Below are 21,090 nucleotides of genomic sequence, written 5' to 3' on the forward strand. Positions count from 1 at the left end.
CAAGTCCGGGCGTTCATCCCTTTTCCAGAAGCGTCACGTGGGTGTCGCCAAAACGGCGTCCGTCCACCTGAAAAAACCCCGGCGGCGGGGGCATCGGGGCGTTCTCTTCCCAGACCACGCAGGCCCCCTTGGCGATCCAGCCACCGGCCACGGCCGACCGCAGCGCGCTGTCGCCCATGCCCTTGCCATAGGGCGGATCAAGAAACACCAGATCAAAGGGGGCGGCAATCCATGCGCCCAGCCGCGTGGCATCATTGCGCATCAGCGTGGTGGAGTCTTCGGCGTGCAGTTTCTTGATGTTCTCGGTGATCAGTTGTTGACCGACACGGCCATTCTCAACCAGCACCGCCTGCACAGCGCCGCGCGACAAGGCCTCAAGCGCCAGGGCACCGGTGCCTGCAAACAGGTCCAGCACCCGCGCGCCGTCGATCGCGCCCCGGCTGGTCAGGATCGAAAACAGGCTTTCGCGCACGCGGTCCGACGTGGGGCGCAGATGCGCACCCGCATCCCCCTTGCCCACATGGGCCAGCGCCGTGCCGCGCCATGTGCCGGCGATGATCCTCACGCTTGCAACAGCGGTTTCAAGTCGGCGTCGGGGTCGGCGACGATGGCAGGGTCGGCCGTCTTGCCCGCCTCGATCAGCCGCTTGCCGATCATATAGGCGCGCGGATCGTTGGCCGCATCCACCGCCAGCAACTGGTCGCCCAGATAATACCAGAACGACACCGCAGCGCCGCTGCTGCGCGTTACAACCCGGTCGTACCCCACGTTCAGCCCGGCGATTTGCAGTTTCACGTCGTATTGATCCGACCAGAACCACGGTTTGGCCACGTATTCCTTGTCGGCGCCCATGATGTTTTCGGCCACCACTTCGGCCTGATCAATCGCGTTTGGCACGCTCTCCAGCCGGATACGGTTGCCGCGATAGGGGAAGGACGCGCAGTCGCCCGCCGCCCAGATGTGGGGGTCTGACGTGCGACCGTGGGCATCAACCTTGATGCCGTTGTCCATCGCCACCCCTGCCGCTTCGGCCAAAGCCGACGCTGGCGCGATGCCAACACCCACGATCACGAAATCAACCTCCAGCTCGCTGCCATCGGTCAACCGCGCACCACGCACCGCGCCCTCGCCCAGCAAACGGTCCAGCCCGACGCCTTCGCGGATGTCGACGCCATGACCGGAATGCAGGTTGCGGAAATATGCGCTGGTCTCGGGCGAGGCCACCCGTTGCAAGATCCGGTCGGCCATCTCGACCAGGGTCACCTTCAGCCCCAGCTTGGACGCCACCGCCGCCGCCTCAAGCCCGATATAGCCGCCGCCGACAATCAGCACCCGTGCGCCTGCGGTAAACCGTGGCGCCATGCTGTCCACGTCCATCAGATCGCGCACGGTGCACACACCGTCCAGCGTGCCGCCAATGGCCGCTGGCAAACGGCGCGGGTCCGACCCGGTGGCCAGAACAAGCTGGTCATAATGCAGCACCTCGCCCGGCACGGTGACGGTCCGTGCCACGGGATCAATCGCCTCGACCTTTACCCCCATGCGCAGATCAATATTGTTGTCGCTGTAAAAGCTTTCGGGACGCAGATACATCCGCTCCAACGCCATCTCGCCCAGCAGATACCCTTTGGACAGCGGCGGACGCTGATAGGGCGGCACGCTTTCCGCGCCAATCAATGTCACCTGACCGTCAAACCCGCCATTGCGCAGCTTGGCCACGCAGGATGATCCGGCTTGACCGGCTCCGATAACAATCACGTGCATTTTGCGTACCTTCCCTGATATTTCGGGCGAATTTGATGGCCCAAATCCCTGTTGGACCCTATATCGGGAAGCGACGATAACACAATTCCCGAAAGGAGCCGACAATGGCACTCTCTCAAGGTGACACACTGCCCGACGCAACGCTGGTGGAAATGGGCGCCGAAGGCCCCGCACCGGTCAACCTGGCCGACAAGACCAAAGGCCGCAAAGTCGTGATCTTTGCTGTTCCGGGCGCATTCACCCCCACATGCCATTCGGCCCACGTGCCGTCGTTCATCCGCACCAAGGACCAGTTCGACGCAAAAGGCGTGGACGAGATCATGTGCGTGTCGGTCAACGATCCTTTCGTGATGAAAGCCTGGGGCGAAGCCACCGGCGCCACCGAGGCAGGCATCACCATGCTGTCGGATGCCCACAGCGAGTTCACCAAAGCCATCGGCATGGATTTTGACGCGCCGCCCGCCGGTCTGATCGCACGGTCCAAACGCTATGCGATGCTGGTCGATGACGGCAAGGTGACCCTGTTTCAGGCCGAAGAAAACTCTGGCGTCTGTGACGTGTCCGGCGGCGAAGGTCTGCTGGACAGCATGTAAAGGTCTCCCACGGGTTACCCTCGGCGCAGGTCACCCATGGGTTACCCTGAATACAAAAGGCCCCCGCGCAACGGGGGCCTTTTTTCATGTCTGGACTGCGAAACTTACTCCGCCGCAGCCTGATAAATGGTGCGCGTGGGGAACGGAATATCGACGCCCTTGGCATCCAACGCTTCCTTGACCTTGCGGTTCATGTCGTTGGTAAAGGCAAAGTAGTCAGACGCATTGCACCACACCCGCACCCGGAAATCGACCGAGCTGTCGCCCAGATTGCCGACCTGAATGAACGGTTCGGGGTCTTTGTGCGCACGCGGGTCGGCCATGATGGTGTCGCGGATCGTGTCCTCGGCATCTTTCAGGTTGGCACCATACCCCACACCGAAATACCATTCGGCACGGCGGGTGGGGTAGACCGAATAATTCTCGATCACGTTGCCCCAGACTTCCTTGTTGGGGATGATCACCTGGGTGTTCGACAGGCTGGCCAGTTCGGTGTAATTCAGCGTCACATCCTTGACCGTGCCCATCTGCCCGGCCACATCGACGAAATCACCGATTTTCAGCGGGCGGAACAGGATCAGCATCACCCCCGCCGCAACGTTCGACAGCGTCCCTTGCAAGGCCAGACCAATCGCCAGACCGGCCGCACCCACGGCCGCGACGATCGACGTGGTCTGGATGCCGAATGTGTTCAGCACGATCAGCATCGTAAAGCCGATGATGACGTATTGCACGATCGAGCCAAGGAAGTTGAACAGCGTGTTGTCCAGATGCGCGTGCGCCGTGCCGATCTTGCGCACACGGCTGCCCAGCCATGCGGCGATGATCCAGCCGACAACAACAATCACAATCGCGCCGACAACCGATCCGGCGATGGACGCCAGCATGTTCAGGGTCAGGAAATCGGCAATCGTGTTGCCGCCAAAAATCTCGGTATTCATTAAGTCTTGAAACATATTCTATCCTGCGAGGCTGTCCATTTTACGCGCCAGTTTGACGTCCAGAGTGCTAAGGCCGTCAACGTCATGCGTGGTCAGCACCACATTAACAGTATTGTACGTGTTATCCCATTCGGGGTGGTGATCCCATTTTTCCGCCCAGAACGCGGCGCGGGTCATCCAGCCAAAGGCATCCGCGAAATCGTTGAACTTGAATGTCTTGGCGATGGCATCGCGGCCATCGACCATGTCCCATCCGTTCTCCTTCAACGGCGCAAGCAACGTCTTGCGCGTCTCGGTGCTTAGTTTTTCAGTCATTCCTGTTCCTCGATTTGTATTTTCTTGAAGGGGCCGTAATCCGTCAGAATCTCGATCTCTTCGGCCACGGCTTCGCCTTCGGCCTTTAGATAGGACGCAATCGCGTCAGAGAAACCCGGATCACCCACCCAATGCAACGAATGGGTCTGAGTGGGCAGATACCCCCGCGCCAGCTTGTGTTCGCCCTGCGCGCCGGCCTCGACCGCGTTCAGCCCCTGGGCGATGGCGATGTCGATGGCCTGATAATAGCACAATTCGAAATGCAGGCAGGGGTGGTGTTCGGTGCAACCCCAATAGCGGCCATAAAGCGCGTGTGCGCCGATGAAATTCAACGCACCGGCCACATATTCCCCGTCGCGCCGCGCCAGCACCAGATAGATGTCGTCGCGCAGGTGCGCCTGCGCCTGGTTGAAAAAATCCCGCGTCAGGTAGGGTGTGCCCCATTTGCGCGCGCCTGTGTCCTGATAGAATTCCCAGAAGGCATCCCAATGGTGCGGCTGGATCGCGTCGCCGGTCAGCACTTCGATCTGGCCGCCAAAATCCTGCGCCTGCGCGCGTTCCTTGCGGATGTTCTTGCGCTTGCGGCTGGACAGGGTGGCAAGGAAATCGTCGAAATTCGCGTAGCCGTCATTGTGCCAGTGAAATTGCTGCGTGGTCCGGCGCATCAACCCCATTTCGACGCCAAGTTCAGCCTCGGATTCGGTGCAGAATGTGGCGTGCAGAGTCGAGATGCCGTTGTTTTGCGCCAGTTGCACGGCACCTTGCACAAGTGCTGCAAACCCCGCCTCGGCAAAGTCTGGATGCACCAGAAACCGCCGCCCCGTCGCGGGCGTGTGCGGCACTGCAATCTGAAGCTTGGGGTAATAGCGCCCGCCTGCCCGCTCGTAGGCATGGGCCCAGTTGTGGTCAAAGATGTATTCGCCCTGGCTGTGCGATTTGACGTACATCGGGGCGCAGCCAATCACCTGATCGCCAATCGACGCCACCAGATACTGCGGCTGCCAGCCGGTGCCGGTGCCAACCGAACCACTGTCCTCAAGTGCCCGCAAAAAGCGGTATGTGGTGAACGGATCGTTCGGGCGGGCACCCTCCGCAGCCTCGGGGCAAGCGCACGCGTCCCACGCCGCTGCGTCGATCTGTGCCAGCGTGGGCACAACCCTGATCTCTACCTCTTGCCCGCTCATGTCCGCCTAACTTTTGTTCATGCCTTGGTGGGGTTCGGCCACGGTCTTTATGTGTGGCGCAGCGGCGTCGGATCAACCTTTGAGCGATGGCAGATACTGCTCAAAAGTGACGTTCTGCGCCACGCGACGGGCGTCAGCCTCGGCCTCGGGGCTGCGAATGGTCCAGCACAGAACATCCGCACCGGCAGCCTTCAGCTCGGCCACGCGGGGGCGGTCCAGATCCTCGGCCTCGTGGCTGATGAAGCTGGCACCGACGCGGGCGTAATCGGGTATGTCGCGCAGACGTGCGCAAACCGCTTCGCTTAGCGGCCAGTCCTCGGGGGTATAGGCGCTGGTCACCAGCCCACGGGGCACGTCCGGCAACACTTCGGCCATGCGCGCCACCGAATGGGGGTTGAACGACATCACGGCGACCGGTCCGCGATAGTCGCGCAACACCTTGGCTGCCGCATGCTCCAGCGGGCCGACATCGGGGCCCATCGCGCCGTCCTGATCCTTGATCTCGACCAGCAGCGGCACGCGCCCCGCGACCAGTTCCAGCACTTCGGCCAGTTCCGGGATGCCCTCGTCCGAGCCGCGCAGCACCGTCCGCGACAGCGTCGCCGCGTCGCACAGGCGCACCGGACCGCTGCCCTTGGCCAGCCGGTCCAGCGCATAGTCGTGGAACACCATCGCGCGGCCATCGGCGCTTAGTTGCAGGTCGATCTCGATCCCGTAGCCGCGTTCAATCGCCGCGCGGATCGCCGCGCGGCTGTTTTCGGGCCGGCCATCGGCCACATCATGCAACGCCCGATGCGCCAGCGGCATGTCCAGAAAGACCTGCGGCAGCCGCATGATCATTTGACCTGAAAGATGCCTTCGATCTCGACCGCCACGCCCAAGGGCAAGGACGCCGCCGAAACCGCCGAACGCGAATGCCGTCCGGCATCGCCCAGCGCTTCGACCAGAAAATCAGACGCGCCGTTGACGACCTTGGGCTGTTCGGTGAACTCTGGCGTCGAGTTGACAAAAGCGGTCAGCTTGACCACCCGCACCAGACGGTCGATGTCGCCGTCGCACGCCGCCTTGACCTGCGCCAACAGGCTGATCGCACAGGTCCGCGCCGCAGCAGCGCCCGCCGCCACGTCCATATCCGCGCCCAGCTTGCCGGTGATGAAGCCGTCAGGGCCGTTGGAAATCTGACCCGACACGTAAACCATGTCGCCCACCTGAACGAAGGGCACATAATTCGCCGCAGGGGCCGGTGCATTCGGCAGTTCCACACCCAGGTCTGCCAGTTTCTTTGCAAAGCTCATCGCGTTCTCCAATGCTGAATTTCGCCGCGACGCTAGTCCCTCGCCCGCGGAATCAAAAGGCCCAAAGCTTCATCTTGCCCGATAAACTCCGGGGGACGGCGCGCAGCGACGGGTGGCTGGCCCCCGTCCAACGCTCAGGTCTCGCGGAACGCCCGTTTGAAATAATCGGCAAACGGCTTGATCAGATAGGCCATCGGAGTGCGGTCGGCGGTGCGAATGAATGCCTCGACTGGCATACCGGGAATCAACACCTCGCCCGCTTTCAACTTGTCCAGCTCGCCGGGGTTCAAGGTGATCTCGGCGCGGTAATAGGTCCGCCCCAACGTTTCATCCTCGAAGGCATCAGCGGAAATCAACGTCACCCCGCCCACCAGTTCGGGCGTGCTGCGTTGGTCCAGCGCGCTGAGCCGCAGGTTCACCTGCTGGCCCACGTGCACCTCGTCAATGTGGATCGGGTCCACTTGGGCCACGATCACCAAGGGGCGGTCTTGGGGGATCAGGAACAGCACCGGGTCCGCCCCGCGAATGACCGAGCGCGGCGTTTGAACGCGCATCGCATAGACAATGCCCGACACCGGCGCGCGAATTTGCAGCTTGTCGATGTCCTGCAACAAGGATGCCCGCTGTTCGACCAGTTCCAGTTCGCGGTAGCGCAGATCGCGCAGACGGGTGATCGCCTCTTCGCGCCGCGCCGACGCCAGCTTGAGCACCTCAAGGTCAATTTCGGTGATGCGCCCTTCGGCCTGTGCCTTGTTTGCGGCCAGTTCACCCAATTGCCCGTCCAGGCTGGCTTGTTGACGTTGCAGCGCCAGAACCCGCGTGGCCTGTGCCAGACCTTTTTCAAGCAGGGCCTTCTGATTGGTCAGCTCTTCTTCGATAAAGCCCAATTGCAGCGCCAGCGCCTTTTCCTGTGCTTCGATGCCGTCGATCTGGTTCTGGATCTGGCCCTGACGTTTTTGCAGTTGCTCGGTTTCACCGGCCACGCTGTCGCGGCGGGCAAAGAACAGGTTGCGCTGGCCGCTGATCAGTTCTTCCAGATCGGGGTTGCCTGCGCCGGCCTGCATCAATTCGTCTTCAAAGACGACCTCGTCGGTCTGGTCGCGCTCGGCCTCGAGCCGCCCGCGCCGCGCCATCAGTTCGTAAAGCTGGCCTTCGATGATCGCCAGTTGCGACTGCGCCTGCCGGTCGTCCAGCGCCAGCAGCAAATCGCCCGCTTTGACGGTGTCGCCCTCTTGCACCGCGATTTCCGACACCACGCCGCCCGTCGGGTGTTGCACGACCTGGCGGTTGCGGTCGACCTCGATCCGGCCCGACGCGATGATCGCCCCCGCGATGTTGGATTGCGTCGCCCACAGGGCAAAGCCGCCGAACAGCACGATCAGGCCAAAAAGGCCAAACAGGACCGGCGCCCGTGCGCTCCATGCTTTTTCTGTCGTATCGGTCATGAGATGCCTCCGGCGCGGCGCGGGGCCTGCGTGATCTGCTGGTGGTTCTGCACGTTCGACTTCAACACTTCGTCCTTGGGACCGAATGCCACCCGCATCCCCTGATCCAGGATCAGCAGCATTTCGCATTCTTCGATCGCCGAGGGCCGATGCGCCATGATCATGATCGACCGCCCGTCTGCCTTCATCGCGCGAATTGCACGGTTCAGCGCCTCGGTGCCGTCGTTGTCGAGGTTCGAGTTGGGTTCGTCCAGCACCATGATCACCGGATCGGCATAAAGCGCGCGGGCCAGCCCGATACGCTGGATCTGCCCGCCCGACAGGCGCTGCTGGCCCGAATTGATGCGCGTGTCGTAGCCTTCTGGAAATTCCAGGATCATCTCGTGGGCGTCCGCCTTTTTGGCAGCGGCCACCACGGCGGCATCATCGGGCACCTCGGCCAGACGTGCGATATTTTCAGCGATGGTGCCGTCAAACAACTGCACCCGCTGCGGCAGATAGCCGATGTGTTGGCCCAGAACGTCGGGATCGTATTGATCCAGTGCTGCGCTGTCCAAACGGATCGACCCGCCCGCAGGCCGCCACACGCCCGTCACGCAGCGCGCCAGCGTCGATTTACCGGCACCCGATGGTCCGATCACGCCCAGCGCCTCGCCCGGTTTCAGCTCGAAGTTCAGGCCGCGCAATGATGCCTGTTTTTCGCCCGGCGGCACCACGGTCAGCGATTTGGCCACCAGCCGCGCCTTGGGCTTGGGCAGTGCTGTGCGCGGCTGTTCCGGTTGCACCGTGCCCAAAAGCTCGGCCATGTTGTCCCAGCCTTTTGACGCGCGTTGCACCAGTGGCCATTGGTTCAACATCATCTCGATCGGGGCCAGTGCCCGCCCCAGAAGGATCGAACCGGCAATCATGGCACCCGCCGTCATTTCGTTTTGCAGCACCAGATAGGCCCCCAGGCCCAGCATGGCGCTTTGCAGGAACAACCGCAGCGTCTTGGTCATCGAGGTGAACGTGCCGCCCACGTCGGTTGCCGCAATCTGATCTTTCAGCGCGCGGCTGCGGGTTTTCGACCAGCGGGTAAAGGCCGCGTCGCGCATCCCCATGGCCTGCACCATCTCGGCCTCGATGCGGATCTGGTCGGACATCGAACCGGCCTGCTGGCCTGCGATGCCTGCGCGCAACTGCGGTTCGCGCGACAGCCACTGGTTCAGGAATGCGATGGCGATCAAGACCACGCCGCCGCCCACCGCCAGCCAGCCCAGCATCGGGTGGAACATGAAAATTCCGGCCATAAAGATCGGCGTCCATGGCAGGTCGAAAAAGGCGATCAACACCGGCGAGGTCAGAAACCGCTGCACCGATTCCAGATCGGCAAGGCCGGATTGGGTTTGCAGGTCAGGCGCCACAGCAGATTTGCGCACAACCGCGTCGAACACGCGGCGGTCCAGCCGCATCTGGAACCGTGCCCCGACGCGGGCCATGATCCGGCTGCGGGTGTAGTCCAGAATGCCCATCACGCCGTATAGGAACAAAACCAACAGCGACAGCGCGAGCAGCGTCGCCTCGGACCGGCTGCCCAGCACGCGGTCGTAGACCGACAGCATATACAGCGGCCCCGTCAGCATCAGCAGGTTGGCGAACAGGCTGAACACCCCCACCAGCCAATACAGGCTACGGCTTTCGGAACGGGCACGCCGCAGTTCGGCAACCCCTCGTTTCTGGACCCGGTTTTGCATCGGCACCTTTTCGCCTGAAATACGGCGACTGCTATGCCCTTTCGGGCGTAAAGACTTTAGACTCTCTGTCGCTGAACTGCCACAGAGACATAATTCGCATACTACACGTCTGGGCAATGCCCATGAAAGTATTAGGTACGGTCTAAGCTTAAAAAACGGAGATTTCCATTGTCAGTTTATCGCTTCCAGCACCCTGTGGCGCGCCTGCCGATTGTAATACTGGCTTTGGCACTTGTCTCGGCCTGTGCCGCGTCCAACCCCGACGTGGTCAGCCGTGACGGCATCAATGACCCGAACGAAGCCCGCAACCGCAAGGTTCACGCGTTCAACATCAAGCTGGACAAGGCCATTCTGCGGCCGGCCGGGCAGGGATATTCCAAAGCGGTCCCGGACGAGTTCGAGGACAGCATCAACAACTTTGCCACCAACCTTGCCCAGCCCAGCATGATGGTGAATTCGCTGTTGCAGGGTGATTTCCGCGGTGCGGGCCTGTCGACGGTGCGGTTTCTGACCAACACCGTTCTGGGCTTTGGCGGGTTTGTAGATGCGGCCACCGAATTCCAGGTGCCCCAACACAACACAGATTTTGGCGAGACCCTGTATGTCTGGGGTGCCGCCGAAGGGCCCTATGTCGAACTGCCGGTTGTTGGCCCGGCCACCCGCCGCGATGCGGTGGGGCGTGTCGTTGATATGTTTACCAACCCGTTGACCTACAGCCTGCCCAGCCCCGAGAAATACTATAGCACCGGTGCCAAGCTGGCATCACGTCTGGGTGACCGCGGCCGGTATTCCGAGACAGTCGATTCGATTTTGTACGAAAGTGCCGACAGCTATTCGCAAGCGCGCCTGATTTATCTTCAGAACCGGCGCTTTGAACTGGGGTCGAGTGTCGGCGGCGATGCTGCCGATCCCTACTCTGATGACCCGTACTCTGACATTTACGAGGACCCATATGCTCAATAACCTGACCCGACGCACCTTTCTTGCAGCTTCCGGCGGCGCCCTTGTGGCCGGTCCGGTCTGGGCGCTGAGCGAGGCGCAGGCCCGTTCGCTGATTGATGGGCTTGTGGCTGAGATCAACCGGGTCATCGGCTCGGGCAAGTCTGAATCCGCGATGATCGGCGACTTTAAGAACATCTTTGCGAAATACGGCGATGTCCCGATCATGGCGCAATATGCCTTGGGCGTGGACGGGCGCAGCGCATCGGCGGCGCAGAAACGCAAGTTCGGTGATGTCTTTGCCAGCTATATCTCGCGCAAATACGGCAAGCGGTTCCGCGAGTTCATCGGCGGCCGGATCGAAGTGAAATCGGCGCGCCAGATCAAGGCCGGCTACGAGATCAAGACAACCGCGTTCTTGCGCGGCGAGGCACCGTTCGAAGTGACCTTCCTTGTGTCAGACAAATCGGGCCGGAACCTGTTTTACAACATGTTCATCGAAGGCGTGAACCTGCTGTTGACAGAACGCAGCGAAATCGGCGCGCTGCTGGACCGCAATGGCGGCAATATCGACAAGATGATCGCAGACCTCAGCCGCATGGGCTGAGGTTGCGCAGACCGGCAGCGCCCTTTTGCGAGGGCGCTACCGCTCGCCGCCGTTGATCTTCGGCTGCGATGGTGGCGATGAATTTCCACCACCACCCCCCAGAATATCACGCAACAGGTTGTTGATGATGCCCTCGGTCGTTGTTGGCCGCGGCTGTTCAACCGGCGTATCCACGACATGCTGCGCCCCGCGCGGCGCGTCCATCGGCAGCGGTGTGTCGGGCACGCCTTCGTGCACACGCACCATAACCTCGCGCCAGATCTCTGCGGGCAGTCCGCCGCCTGTCACCCCTGTCAGCGGTGTGTTGTCGTCGTAGCCCATCCAGACACCGGCCACATAATTGCCCGTGAACCCGATGAACCACGCATCGCGCGCCGCCTGTGTGGTGCCGGTCTTGCCCGCGATCTGGCGTCCACCGAACTGCGCCCGCGCGCCGGTGCCTTCGCTGACGACCTTTTCCATCATCCAGACCAGTTGCCGTGCTGCTTCTTCCTGAATCACCCGCTCGCCAATGCCGCCGCCGGTGCCCATCAGCGGCTCGTTATCGCCCAGCAGGCGCAGCTCGGTCAGACCGTAGGGCGTGACCGACGAGCCGCCGTTCAGGAACCCCGCATAAGCCCCCGTCATCTCGATCAGCGTGCTTTCCGACGCGCCCAGCGCCAGCGCAGGCCCCGCGGCCAGATCGCTTTCGATGCCAAAGCCACTGGCAACGTTGCGCACCAGCTCGCGGCCCACGCTCTCGGACACCTTCACCGCGGGAATGTTCAGCGATTCTTCCAGCGCCTTGGCCAGCGTCACAGTGCCCAGATAGCGGTTGGTGTAGTTTTTGGGCGACCACGGGCCGGAGCCGGGAATGTTGATCGTCAATGGCGCATCCTCGACAGTGTCCAAAGGCGAATAGCCCAGGTCCAGCGCCGTGGCATAAACGAACGGTTTGAACGCCGAACCGGTCTGACGCAGCGCCTGTGTCGCGCGGTTAAAGGCACCGGCGACCTGGTTGTCACGCCCCCCCACCATCGCGCGCACGGCACCATCTGCATCCATCACGACGATGGCCGCCTGCGCCTTGGACCCTTCGCGGACCTTGTCCTCGAAGATGGTCCGCAGCCCTTCCTCGGCCGCGCGTTGAATGCGCTGGTCGAGCGTGGTGCGAATTATCACATCCTCGGTGGTCTTGCGGGTAAAGAATTCGGGGCCTGACGACATGACCCAGTCTGCAAAATAGCCCCCCGCGCGTGCGGCTGCCGCCTGGCTTAGCTCGGCGGGATGGGCCTGCGCCTCGGCGGCTTCGGCATTGGTCAGATAGCCCTGTTCGTTCATCAGCCGAATGATCGTCGCGGCACGGTTCTGCGACCGTGCCAGATCGTTTGTCGGGGCAAACCGTGTGGGCGCCACCAGCAAACCGGCCAGCATCGCCGCCTCGGCCGGCGTCACAGACGCCGCCGACTTGCCGAAATACCGTTGGCTTGCTGCCTCGAACCCACGGGCACCGGCGCCCAGAAAGGCGCGATTCATGTAAATCGTCAGGATGCCTTCCTTGGAATACTTGGCTTCCATCGCCATGGCATAGACGGCCTCGTAGATCTTGCGCTGCAAGGTTCCGCGACGGCATTCCTGTTCGTATTCCTTCTCGGTCTGGCCTGTTGTCGGATCATAGGGAGTGCCCAGACACAACAGTTTCGCCACCTGCTGCGTGATGGTCGAACCGCCGTGCCCGTCCAGCGGGCCGCGCCCTTCGCGCAGGTTGATGCGAATGGCGCTGGCGATGCCGCGCGGGCTGACGCCGATATGCTTGTAGAACCGCTTGTCCTCGGTGGCCACAATCGCGTGCAACAGGTTGGGCGACACGGTTTGGGCCGTCACGACCCCGCCGAACTGGTCACCGCGCCACGCAAATGTGGCCCCCTGGTAGTCCTTGAGCGTCACCGATCCGCGTGCGCGACCGTCCAGCAATTCCTCAAGATCGGGCAGGGTCGTGGCCGTATAGCCAACCCACAGGCCGATCACGACCACCACCGCCAGCGTGCCGCGCCACGTCACGGCCCAGAACAGGCGCACAAAGAATCGCAAGATCATCAGGAAGAACCCGATGATCCCGCCACGCCGGGGCGGCGTAGGCTTGCGACGTTTCACCGGGCGCTTGCGTGGTGTGGTCGGTTTCTTGGCGGATGTGGAGCCAGACCGTTTGTCTGCCACCAAAGGACGCTTGCCGCGTGTCGTGTTCTTCATCTAGACCCCTGCTCGGCCTTGTTTGTTTCAAAGCACAATACCTGTCTGCGGCCCGAGATACACGGGGAACTGTTCGGCAACGCCCATCATTTTTTCGATTAAAATTTCATCAATTTCCAAAGTTTGCGCATTTTTTACGCACATATTGCGGATTCCTCTGGCGCAAATGTGCGCCCGACCTTCCCCAACGGCCTTGGGTTCCGTCTGTTGCCATCAGGAAAACGGCTGGAAATGCGGCCAAACGACAAGGGGAAAATGCGTGAAACTGATCATTGCAACGATCAAACCATTCAAGCTGGAGGATGTCCGTCAGGCTCTGACCGAAGCAGGCGTCCGCGGCATGATGGTGACCGAGATCAAGGGCTTTGGCTCTCAGTCCGGCCATACCGAAATTTATCGCGGTGCAGAATACGCCGTGAACTTCGTTCCGAAAATCAAGCTGGAAATCGTGGTCGATTCCGCCGCTGCCGATCAGGTGGTCGAGACGATCAAGAAAACCGCCCACACCGGCAAAATCGGTGATGGCAAGATTTTCGTGCTCGATGTCGAACAGGCCGTGCGTGTGCGCACCGGCGAAACCAACCAAGACGCGCTTTAACGCGACGCAACCGGGGACATTCTGACAATGAAACGTACCACAACCTTTACCCTTGCAGCCGCGGCGTCTGTCGCACTGCTGCCGACGCTGGGCTTTGCCCAGGACGCAGGCCCGGCGGCCGGCGTAAATGCGTCGACTGACACTGTATATATCCTGAACTCGTTGCTGTTCCTTGTGGGCGGCTTCCTGGTGTTCTGGATGGCCGCAGGATTCGCCATGCTCGAAGGCGGCCTTGTCCGCTCGAAGAACGTGACCATGCAGATGACCAAGAACATCGCGCTGTTCTCGCTGGCGGCCATCTTTTACTACCTGCTGGGCTACAACCTGATGTACCCGGGCGACGGCTGGAGCATCGACGGCATTCTGGGCGCATTCGGCACCGCAGGGCTTGAGCCTGTTGGCGTAAGTTCCGACGCTGCAGACGCCTATGACTATGCGTCGACCGGTTCCGACTTTTTCTTCCAGCTGATGTTCTGCGCGACAACCGCGTCGATCGTTTCGGGCACCTTGGCCGAGCGCATCAAGCTGTGGCCCTTCCTGGTCTTCACCATCGCCCTCACAGCCGTGATCTATCCGGTTCAGGCGTCGTGGAAATGGGGCGGCGGCTTCCTGGACGCAATGGGCTTCCTCGACTTCGCCGGCTCGACGGTCGTGCACTCGGTCGGTGGCTGGGCTGCTTTGGTCGGCGCGCTGATCCTGGGGCCGCGTATCGGCAAATACAAAGAGGGTCGCACCATTCCGATGCCGGGTTCGAACCTGACGCTGGCAACACTGGGTACTTTCATCCTGTGGCTGGGTTGGTTCGGCTTTAACGGTGGCTCGCAACTGGCGATGGGCACCGTGGGCGACGTGGCAGACATCAGCCGCATCTTTGCAAACACCAACACGGCGGCTGCCGGTGGTGCGATTGCCGCGCTGATCCTGACACAGGTCCTGTACAAGAAGCCTGACCTGACCATGGTTCTGAACGGCGCACTGGCCGGTCTGGTGTCGATCACAGCCGAACCGCTGACCCCCTCGCTGGGTGCGGCAACGCTGATCGGTGCCGTTGGCGGTATCATCGTGGTCTTCGCGGTTCCGTTCCTGGACAAGCTGAAGATCGACGACGTTGTCGGTGCGATCCCGGTTCACCTGTTCTGCGGCATCTGGGGCACGATCGCGGTTGTCCTGACCAACCCCGACGCGTCGCTGGCCACACAGCTTTATTCGATCGTTGTGGTGGGTCTGTTCACCGTCATCGCTTCGGGCATCGTCTGGTTCATCCTGAAAGCGACCGTGGGCATCCGCGTCACCGAAGAGGACGAGATCAACGGTTTGGACATGTCCGAAATGGGCATGGAAGCCTATCCCGAATTCTCCAAGGGCTAAGGTCTCCTTCCTCCCGACTTAAAGCCTTGAGAAAACAAGCCGGGCGCAGCGATGCGCCCGGTTTTTTCGTTTCCAGACGTGTCAGAGCGGCAACAAAAAAGGCGGCCCCGAAGGACCGCCCTTTCAATTCCAACGCAACAGAGGTGGATCAGATGCCGGCGTCGATGATCGCGTGCGCCAGCACCGGAATGGTCTGTTCGTTCAGGCCCGCAATGTTCATGCGGCTGTCGCCCACCATGTAAATGCCGTGATCGACCCGCAGCTTTTCGACCATCTCGGGCGTGGTGCCCAGACGCGAGAACATGCCGCGATGTTCTGCCAGAAAATCGAACCGGTCCGAATTCGACAGACGTTTGAGTTCGCCGGCCAGTTGCTTGCGCAGGCTCAACATGCCCAAACGGACCTCTTCCAGCTCCGCCTGCCAGTCGGCGCGCAATTCGTCGTCGGTCAGGATCATCGTCACCAGCCGCGCCCCGTGGTCAGGCGGGAAGCTGAAGTTCTGGCGGTTGAGAAACGCCAGAGTGCCCTGATTCAGCGCCTGTGCGCCCGCATCAGACGACACCAGCATCAGAATGCCGGTCCGCTCGCGGTAGATGCCAAAGTTCTTCGAGCAGCTTGCCGCAATCAGACATTCCGGCACAGCCGCAGCCACCGCACGGGTGCCCGCCGCATCCGCGTCCAGACCGTCGCCAAAGCCCTGATAGGCGATGTCGATCATCGGCGTGGCACCGGTGTCTTGCAGAACCTTAATCACCTCGGCCCACTGGTCCATCGTCAGGTTGGCGCCGGTCGGGTTGTGGCAGCAGCCGTGCAGCAGAACCACGTCGTCTTTGGTCGCGGTTTTCAGGTCTTCGATCATCGCGTCGAACGACACGCTGCGCGTTTCGCTGTCGAAATAGCGATAAGGCACCATCTCGATGCCCAGATATTGCAGGATCGACAAATGGTTCGGCCATGTCGGATCTGACACGAACACCCGCGCCTTGGGGTTGGCCATCTGGACCAGTTCAAACGCCTGACGCACCGCGCCTGTACCGCCGGGGGTCGCGGCCGCCGCAACCGTGTTGCGCGGCACTGCATCGCCCAGAACCAGCTTGATCATCGCATCCGAAAACGCAGGATCGCCGGTCAGCCCGGTGTAGGATTTGCTGTCCTGCTCTTGCCACAGCTTGTGTTCGGCTGCCTTGACCGCGCGCATCACCGGCGTCAGGCCCGATGCGTCCTTGTAGACGCCCACACCAAGGTCGACCTTGGTGGTGCGCGGGTCTTCTTTGTATTGCGCCATCAGCGACAGGATTTTATCGGGTGCCTGCGGCTTGAGAGTTTCGAACATCATGCGTCTCCGGTTGCGACGGGCACGGTGGGGAACATCCCCCATTCGGCCCAGGATCCATCGTAAAGCGACCAAGCATCCACCCCGATCCGTTCAAGCGCCAGCGCCAGAACCGACGCGGTGATGCCGGACCCGCAGGTGGTGATCATCGGGCGCGACAGGTCAACGCCTGCGGCCTCGAAGACCGCGCGCGCCTCGGCGGGGGATTTCAGGGTTTTGTCATCGTTCAACAATGTGTTGAACGGCACGTTGCGCGATCCGGGGATGTGACCGGCACGCAGTCCTTCGCGCGGCTCGGGCGCTTCGCCACGGAAACGGGCGGCGGCGCGGGCGTCGATGATTTGCGCATCGCCCAGTTTCGACGCCTGCGACACCTGCGTGACATCGCGCACCAGATGGTTCTGGAACCGCACGGTCAGGTGGCGGTCCTTGACCACGGGCGGCATGTCCTCGACGGCGCGGCCCTCGGCCTGCCATTTGGGGAAACCGCCGTCCAGAACGGCCACGTTTTCATGGCCCATCAGGCGGAACAGCCACCACACGCGCGGCGCGGACATGATGCCGGCACCGTCATAAACCACAACCTGATGGCCGTCGCCCACGCCCATCGCCCGCATCCGCGACATGAACTTTTCAACCGGGGGCGCCATGTGCGGCAGGTCCGACCGCGCGTCGGAAATATCGTCGATGTCAAAGAACCGCGCACCGGGAATGTGGGCCGCGTCATATTCGGCCTTGGGGTCGCGGTTGGCGTCGGGCAGGTACCAGGACGCATCCAGAATCCGCAAATCGGGGTCTTTGATGTGTTTGGCCAGCCAATCGGTCGAGACAAGCGTTTTGGGATCATCGGACATGGGTGGCCTCCGTGCGTGAATAAACGTGTTTTCCCTAACCCTGCTGCGCCGCCTTCGCAAGATAGATCGCCGTTCGCGTCCCGATCAGCCGTGATCCTTGAGCAACCGCGCCTTTTGACGGCTCCAGTCCCGCTTGGCGCTGGTTTCGCGCTTGTCGTGGTTCTTTTTGCCCTTGGCGATGCCGATCTTGATCTTGGCCATGCCGCGATGGTTGAAATACAACACCAGCGGCACCAGCGTCATGCCCTTGCGCTGGGTTTCATTCCACAGGTGGGACATCTGCTTGCGGCTGACCAGCAGCTTGCGGCGGCGGCGTTCCTCGTGGCGGAACGTCTTGGCCTGATCGTAGGGCGCGACATAGCTGTTCACCAGCCACAGCTCACCATCCTCGACGGCGGCATAGCTTTCAGCGATGTTCGATCCGCCCTGACGCATCGACTTGACCTCGGACCCTTCCAGGATGATCCCGCATTCCAGATCTTCCTCGATCGCATAGTCAAACCGTGCCCGCCGGTTTTCAGCGATCACTTTGTAATTCGGGTCTGCGTTCTTTACCTGTGCCATAGCAATGGGATGTAGGGTGAAGAGGCGCATTTCACAATATCGCCGCACCACTTTCACAATTTACGGCAACTGTGATGCAAGGAAGCGGTATGTTTTTGGCAAAGGGAATCCTGATGAAACCGATTCTGTTGATGGTCTTGATGATGTTGTCCACGCCTGCGGGGGCAGATCCTGCGCGCATTCTGGCCATCGGAGATTCGTTTTTCGCGGTCAATTCCAGCGCCAACCAGTCGATTCCCGACGTTGTCGAGCAAGAGTTGGGCCAGCGAGTAACGAACCGGTCCGTGATGGGCGCGCGGATGATCTACAAGTTACCGCTGACCGGCGCGCTGGGGTTCAACATCGCCCGCCAGTATCGCCCCGGCCCCTGGAGCTGGGTCATCATGAACGGTGGCGGCAACGATCTGTGGCTGGGCTGCAACTGCAACCGCTGCGACCGCAAGATGACCAAGCTGATTTCCCAGGATGGCACGCGTGGCGAAATTCCTGAACTGGTGGCCAAGATGCGCAGCACGGGTGCGCGTGTGGTCTATGTCGGCTACCTGCGCAGCCCGGGCCGCGGATCGCCGATCGAGCACTGCCGCGACGAGGGCGACGAGCTGGATGCGCGCGTCACCCAGATGGCGCAGCGTGACACCGGCGTGTGGTTCGTTCCGATGGCCGATCTGGTGCCTTACGGGGACCGGTCGTTTCACGCAGCCGACATGGTCCACCCCAGTTACAAAGGGGCAGCAGCAGCCGGCAAACGCGTTGCAACGATCATCAAGCAAGCGGGCGATTAATCGCCCAGCTTCTTGTGCACTTCGTCCAGATCAATCTCGGCGATGGGCATCTTGTTGGCCGGATTTTCAAAATCGTATTTGAACACTTCGAAATCGCGCTTATAGATTTCGTAAACCAGATGCATCGACAGATCGTCAAAATAGTCCTCGACCGGATGCAACCGCTTGGGCCCGTGCCCTTCGCTTTCGTTAAAGCGTGGGATTTCGGCGATGTTGACCTTTTTCGGGGTCTCGATGGCGTCCAGCACCTCTTGCATCCCCTCATTGAACTTTTCGGTCCAGATGATTTTGTCGTATTTGCCGCCGTTCACAATATAGGTCGACACATGGCCTGACATGGCCGACCAGTGAATGTCCGGCTCCATCGGCTTGCGCCAACGGATGGTGTCACGGGTGAACAGCAAGAACCGGCGAAAGCTGGCGATCTGGTCAAACTCTTGCTTGCCGTCGTCACCGCCCACTTCGATCCCGTATTTCTGGATCAGCAGCGGCACCAGATTGCCGCGATAGCGTTTACCGTTGCGCTGGATGCCGCAGATCTTGTCGAAGAATGACGACAGGATGCGGGTGTAGGGGTTGCGCACGCAGGTGAACGCATAAGAACTGTGGTTTTGCACATTTGCCGTGATCGGCGCCTGACTGTCTTCCAGCGCCCACTTGTGCATCCCGCCCTTGGCGTCGTGAATGTCGCCATCGAAAAATGCGCCGTGATCGGAGTAATACATGATCTGGCCAATGGTCGAGCAGGCGCATTTGGGCACCACGCGGTACACCACGCTTTCGCTTTCCGTCATCCACGTTCCGGGGAAACCCATACCTGTATTCCTCTGATTCCCTGCTGCTTCAACGGGCAGCAGTTGTCTGTCGCAGCAAAAAAGCAAATAAATGCTGTTTATTCAATCACCCTTCATCTCTATCTAGGTAAACAACAACAGGTAAAGGGTCCGTAAGTTTTTCGTATGGCAAAAATCGCCTACATATTGCTGTGTCACAAAGACCCGGACGCCATCATCAAGCAGGCCGAACGTTTGACTGCGGCCGGCGACTATATGTCGATCCATTTTGACGCCTCGGCCAAATCCGAACATTTCAAGGCGATCCGCGCAGCACTGGACGACAACCCCAACGTGACCTTTGCCCACAAGCGCATCAAATGCGGCTGGGGGGAATGGTCGCTGGTGCAGGCGACGCTGTACGCGGTCGAATCCGCCGCCAAAGCGTTCCCGCGTGCGACGCATTTCTACATGCTGTCCGGCGACTGTATGGCGATCAAATCTGCCGAGTACACGCACCAGTTCCTGGACGACAACGACGCCGACTTTATCGAAAGCTTCGACTATTTCGAAAGCGACTGGATCAAGACCGGCATGAAGGAAGAGCGGCTGATTTACCGCCACTTCTTCAACGAACGCACGCAAAAATGGCGGTTCTACACCAGCTACCATCTGCAACAACGCTTTGGCCTGACCCGCGAGATTCCCAGCGACATTCAGGTGCAGATCGGCAGCCAGTGGTGGTGCCTGCGCCGTCGCACGGTCGAATGGGTGCTGGAGTTCACCAAGAAGCGCCGCGACGTCATGCGGTTCTTCCGCACCACCTGGATTCCCGACGAGACGTTCTTTCAGACCATCGTGCGCCATGTGGTGCCTGAAAATGAAATCCGCACGCGCACGCTGACCTTCCTGATGTTCACCGACTATGGGATGCCCGTGGTGTTCTACGACGATCACTACGACCTGTTGCTAAGTCAGGATTTCCTGTTCGCCCGCAAGATCAGCCCCGAGGCGCGCGATCTGAAACGTCGCCTTGGGCTGCTGTATGCGGCAGAAGGGGTGCATTTCCAGATCTCGAACGAAGGACGCAGCCTGTTCAAATTCCTCAGCGGGCGCGGGCGCATTGGACGCCGCTTTGCCACGCGGTTCTGGGAAACCGAATCGACGTTGGGCCGTGAACGCGAGCTGATGATCGTGATCTGCAAGAAATGGCACGTGGCCAAACGAGTGCTGGAGCGTATCCGGCAGGTCACCAATGTGCCCGCCATCGAATACCTGTTTAACGAAGAAAACACACCGCTGCCGGATCTGGGCGGCATCCAGAAAACGCTGGGCAAACGCACGCGGCACCGGCGGGCGCTGATGCGCATGCTGTTCGACTATTACGAAACCGACCGGCTGATCGTGTGCATGGACCCGGGCGAATTGGACCTGTTGCAGGATTTTGCAGGCGACCGGTCGATAACCCGGATGCTGGAAATCCAGTGCAAGTTCACTGACAACTACCTGATCGGCCACGCCATGCGCGTCGGTCTGGCGGGCGAGCAGACCAGTTCGGAAACGCTGGAACGGCTGTTGCCGACCATTCGCAACGACATGGTCTTTGAAAGCGACCGCATCCGCGACGCCGAGTTCGAGAACATGAGCCGTATGCGCGAGGGGGCCACGGTCGAGGAAAACACCCGCGCCCTGTCAAACTTTCTAAGCATCGGCGAGGACAAGGCCCACGAAATCGCAAGCGCCGACTACCTGTTCGCAGACTGACGCGGTGCG

Annotated in this window: 21 protein-coding genes; 7 read left to right on the plus strand and 14 right to left on the minus strand. The window is 60.9% G+C overall.

Annotated elements, in window-relative coordinates; translation table 11 throughout:
- Positions 1 to 13: 13 nt before the first annotated feature.
- Both rsmD and AAC077_RS08340 read right to left on the minus strand, forming a co-directional pair.
- Positions 14 to 565, minus strand: coding sequence for a 16S rRNA (guanine(966)-N(2))-methyltransferase RsmD (gene rsmD / locus AAC077_RS08335; RefSeq protein WP_339768436.1), 552 nt, complete (start codon positions 563 to 565; stop codon positions 14 to 16).
- Positions 562 to 1,764, minus strand: a complete 1,203-nt coding sequence (locus AAC077_RS08340; RefSeq protein WP_339768437.1) for an FAD-dependent oxidoreductase — start codon at positions 1,762 to 1,764, stop codon at positions 562 to 564. The genes rsmD and AAC077_RS08340 overlap by 4 nt, the downstream gene beginning before the upstream one ends.
- Positions 1,765 to 1,868: 104 nt before the next feature.
- Between AAC077_RS08340 and AAC077_RS08345 the strand changes: the two genes are divergently transcribed.
- Complete coding sequence (locus tag AAC077_RS08345) at positions 1,869 to 2,357, plus strand: peroxiredoxin (protein WP_339768438.1); 489 nt, start codon at positions 1,869 to 1,871, stop codon at positions 2,355 to 2,357.
- A gap of 104 nt (positions 2,358 to 2,461) precedes the next feature.
- Here the strand turns inward: AAC077_RS08345 and AAC077_RS08350 are convergent, their stop codons facing one another.
- The 7 genes from AAC077_RS08350 to AAC077_RS08380 form a co-directional block, all read right to left on the minus strand.
- Positions 2,462 to 3,298, minus strand: coding sequence for a mechanosensitive ion channel family protein (locus AAC077_RS08350; protein WP_339768441.1), 837 nt, complete (start codon positions 3,296 to 3,298; stop codon positions 2,462 to 2,464).
- An 18-nt stretch (positions 3,299 to 3,316) separates the two neighbouring features.
- Positions 3,317 to 3,613 carry a 4a-hydroxytetrahydrobiopterin dehydratase gene (locus AAC077_RS08355; RefSeq protein ID WP_339768443.1) on the minus strand — a complete coding sequence of 99 codons (297 nt, stop codon included), beginning with the start codon at positions 3,611 to 3,613 and terminating at the stop codon, positions 3,317 to 3,319.
- Complete coding sequence (locus AAC077_RS08360) at positions 3,610 to 4,797, minus strand: GNAT family N-acetyltransferase (RefSeq protein WP_339768445.1); 1,188 nt, start codon at positions 4,795 to 4,797, stop codon at positions 3,610 to 3,612. The genes AAC077_RS08355 and AAC077_RS08360 overlap by 4 nt, the downstream gene beginning before the upstream one ends.
- A 72-nt stretch (positions 4,798 to 4,869) precedes the next feature.
- Complete coding sequence (locus AAC077_RS08365) at positions 4,870 to 5,637, minus strand: glycerophosphodiester phosphodiesterase family protein (protein ID WP_339768447.1); 768 nt, start codon at positions 5,635 to 5,637, stop codon at positions 4,870 to 4,872.
- Entirely contained in the window at positions 5,634 to 6,092 is a 459-nt protein-coding gene (locus AAC077_RS08370; protein ID WP_028957014.1) for a RidA family protein, read from the minus strand. Before AAC077_RS08370 ends, AAC077_RS08365 begins: the two co-directional genes overlap by 4 nt.
- A 134-nt stretch (positions 6,093 to 6,226) precedes the next feature.
- Complete coding sequence (locus AAC077_RS08375; protein WP_339768451.1) at positions 6,227 to 7,537, minus strand: HlyD family type I secretion periplasmic adaptor subunit; 1,311 nt, start codon at positions 7,535 to 7,537, stop codon at positions 6,227 to 6,229.
- Complete coding sequence (locus tag AAC077_RS08380) at positions 7,534 to 9,270, minus strand: type I secretion system permease/ATPase (protein WP_339768453.1); 1,737 nt, start codon at positions 9,268 to 9,270, stop codon at positions 7,534 to 7,536. Before AAC077_RS08380 ends, AAC077_RS08375 begins: the two co-directional genes overlap by 4 nt.
- 168 nt (positions 9,271 to 9,438) lie before the next feature.
- Between AAC077_RS08380 and AAC077_RS08385 the strand changes: the two genes are divergently transcribed.
- A complete protein-coding gene (locus AAC077_RS08385) occupies positions 9,439 to 10,233 on the plus strand; it encodes a VacJ family lipoprotein (RefSeq protein WP_339768455.1) in 795 nt (264 codons plus the stop codon).
- Entirely contained in the window at positions 10,223 to 10,816 is a 594-nt protein-coding gene (locus AAC077_RS08390; RefSeq protein WP_339768457.1) for an ABC transporter substrate-binding protein, read from the plus strand. The genes AAC077_RS08385 and AAC077_RS08390 overlap by 11 nt, the downstream gene beginning before the upstream one ends.
- Positions 10,817 to 10,852: 36 nt before the next feature.
- On the opposite strand, the gene AAC077_RS08395 is transcribed toward AAC077_RS08390, so the two are convergent.
- A complete protein-coding gene (locus AAC077_RS08395) occupies positions 10,853 to 13,045 on the minus strand; it encodes a PBP1A family penicillin-binding protein (protein WP_339768458.1) in 2,193 nt (730 codons plus the stop codon).
- A 259-nt stretch (positions 13,046 to 13,304) separates the two neighbouring features.
- On the opposite strand from AAC077_RS08395, the gene AAC077_RS08400 reads away from it, so the two are divergent.
- Together AAC077_RS08400 and AAC077_RS08405 are read left to right on the plus strand one after the other, a co-directional pair.
- Positions 13,305 to 13,643 (plus strand): P-II family nitrogen regulator, encoded by a 339-nt coding sequence (locus AAC077_RS08400; RefSeq protein WP_114292791.1) that lies wholly within the window; start codon positions 13,305 to 13,307, stop codon positions 13,641 to 13,643.
- Between the two features lie 27 nt (positions 13,644 to 13,670).
- Positions 13,671 to 15,011, plus strand: coding sequence for an ammonium transporter (locus AAC077_RS08405; protein ID WP_339768464.1), 1,341 nt, complete (start codon positions 13,671 to 13,673; stop codon positions 15,009 to 15,011).
- A 148-nt stretch (positions 15,012 to 15,159) separates the two neighbouring features.
- Here AAC077_RS08405 and AAC077_RS08410 read toward each other — a convergent pair whose 3' ends face one another.
- The 3 genes from AAC077_RS08410 to smpB all read right to left on the minus strand — a co-directional run bounded on the left by AAC077_RS08410 (position 15,160) and on the right by smpB (position 17,762).
- Entirely contained in the window at positions 15,160 to 16,344 is a 1,185-nt protein-coding gene (locus AAC077_RS08410; protein WP_339769486.1) for an amino acid aminotransferase, read from the minus strand.
- Positions 16,344 to 17,198, minus strand: a complete 855-nt coding sequence (sseA, locus tag AAC077_RS08415) for a 3-mercaptopyruvate sulfurtransferase (protein ID WP_339768466.1) — start codon at positions 17,196 to 17,198, stop codon at positions 16,344 to 16,346. Before sseA ends, AAC077_RS08410 begins: the two co-directional genes overlap by 1 nt.
- Before the next feature lie 84 nt (positions 17,199 to 17,282).
- Entirely contained in the window at positions 17,283 to 17,762 is a 480-nt protein-coding gene (gene smpB / locus AAC077_RS08420) for an SsrA-binding protein SmpB (protein WP_028957004.1), read from the minus strand.
- A 113-nt stretch (positions 17,763 to 17,875) separates the two neighbouring features.
- On the opposite strand from smpB, the gene AAC077_RS08425 reads away from it, so the two are divergent.
- Positions 17,876 to 18,544 (plus strand): SGNH/GDSL hydrolase family protein, encoded by a 669-nt coding sequence (locus tag AAC077_RS08425; RefSeq protein ID WP_339768469.1) that lies wholly within the window; start codon positions 17,876 to 17,878, stop codon positions 18,542 to 18,544.
- Here AAC077_RS08425 and AAC077_RS08430 read toward each other — a convergent pair.
- A complete protein-coding gene (locus tag AAC077_RS08430; RefSeq protein ID WP_339768470.1) occupies positions 18,541 to 19,359 on the minus strand; it encodes a sulfotransferase family protein in 819 nt (272 codons plus the stop codon). The genes AAC077_RS08425 and AAC077_RS08430 overlap by 4 nt on opposite strands.
- Positions 19,360 to 19,503: 144 nt before the next feature.
- Between AAC077_RS08430 and AAC077_RS08435 the strand changes: the two genes are divergently transcribed.
- Positions 19,504 to 21,081 carry a DUF5928 domain-containing protein gene (locus tag AAC077_RS08435; protein WP_339768472.1) on the plus strand — a complete coding sequence of 526 codons (1,578 nt, stop codon included), beginning with the start codon at positions 19,504 to 19,506 and terminating at the stop codon, positions 21,079 to 21,081.
- Positions 21,082 to 21,090: the final 9 nt, after the last annotated feature.

The sequence above is a fragment of the uncultured Pseudosulfitobacter sp. genome (assembly GCF_963976325.1).
Taxonomy (GTDB): Bacteria; Pseudomonadota; Alphaproteobacteria; order Rhodobacterales; family Rhodobacteraceae; genus Pseudosulfitobacter.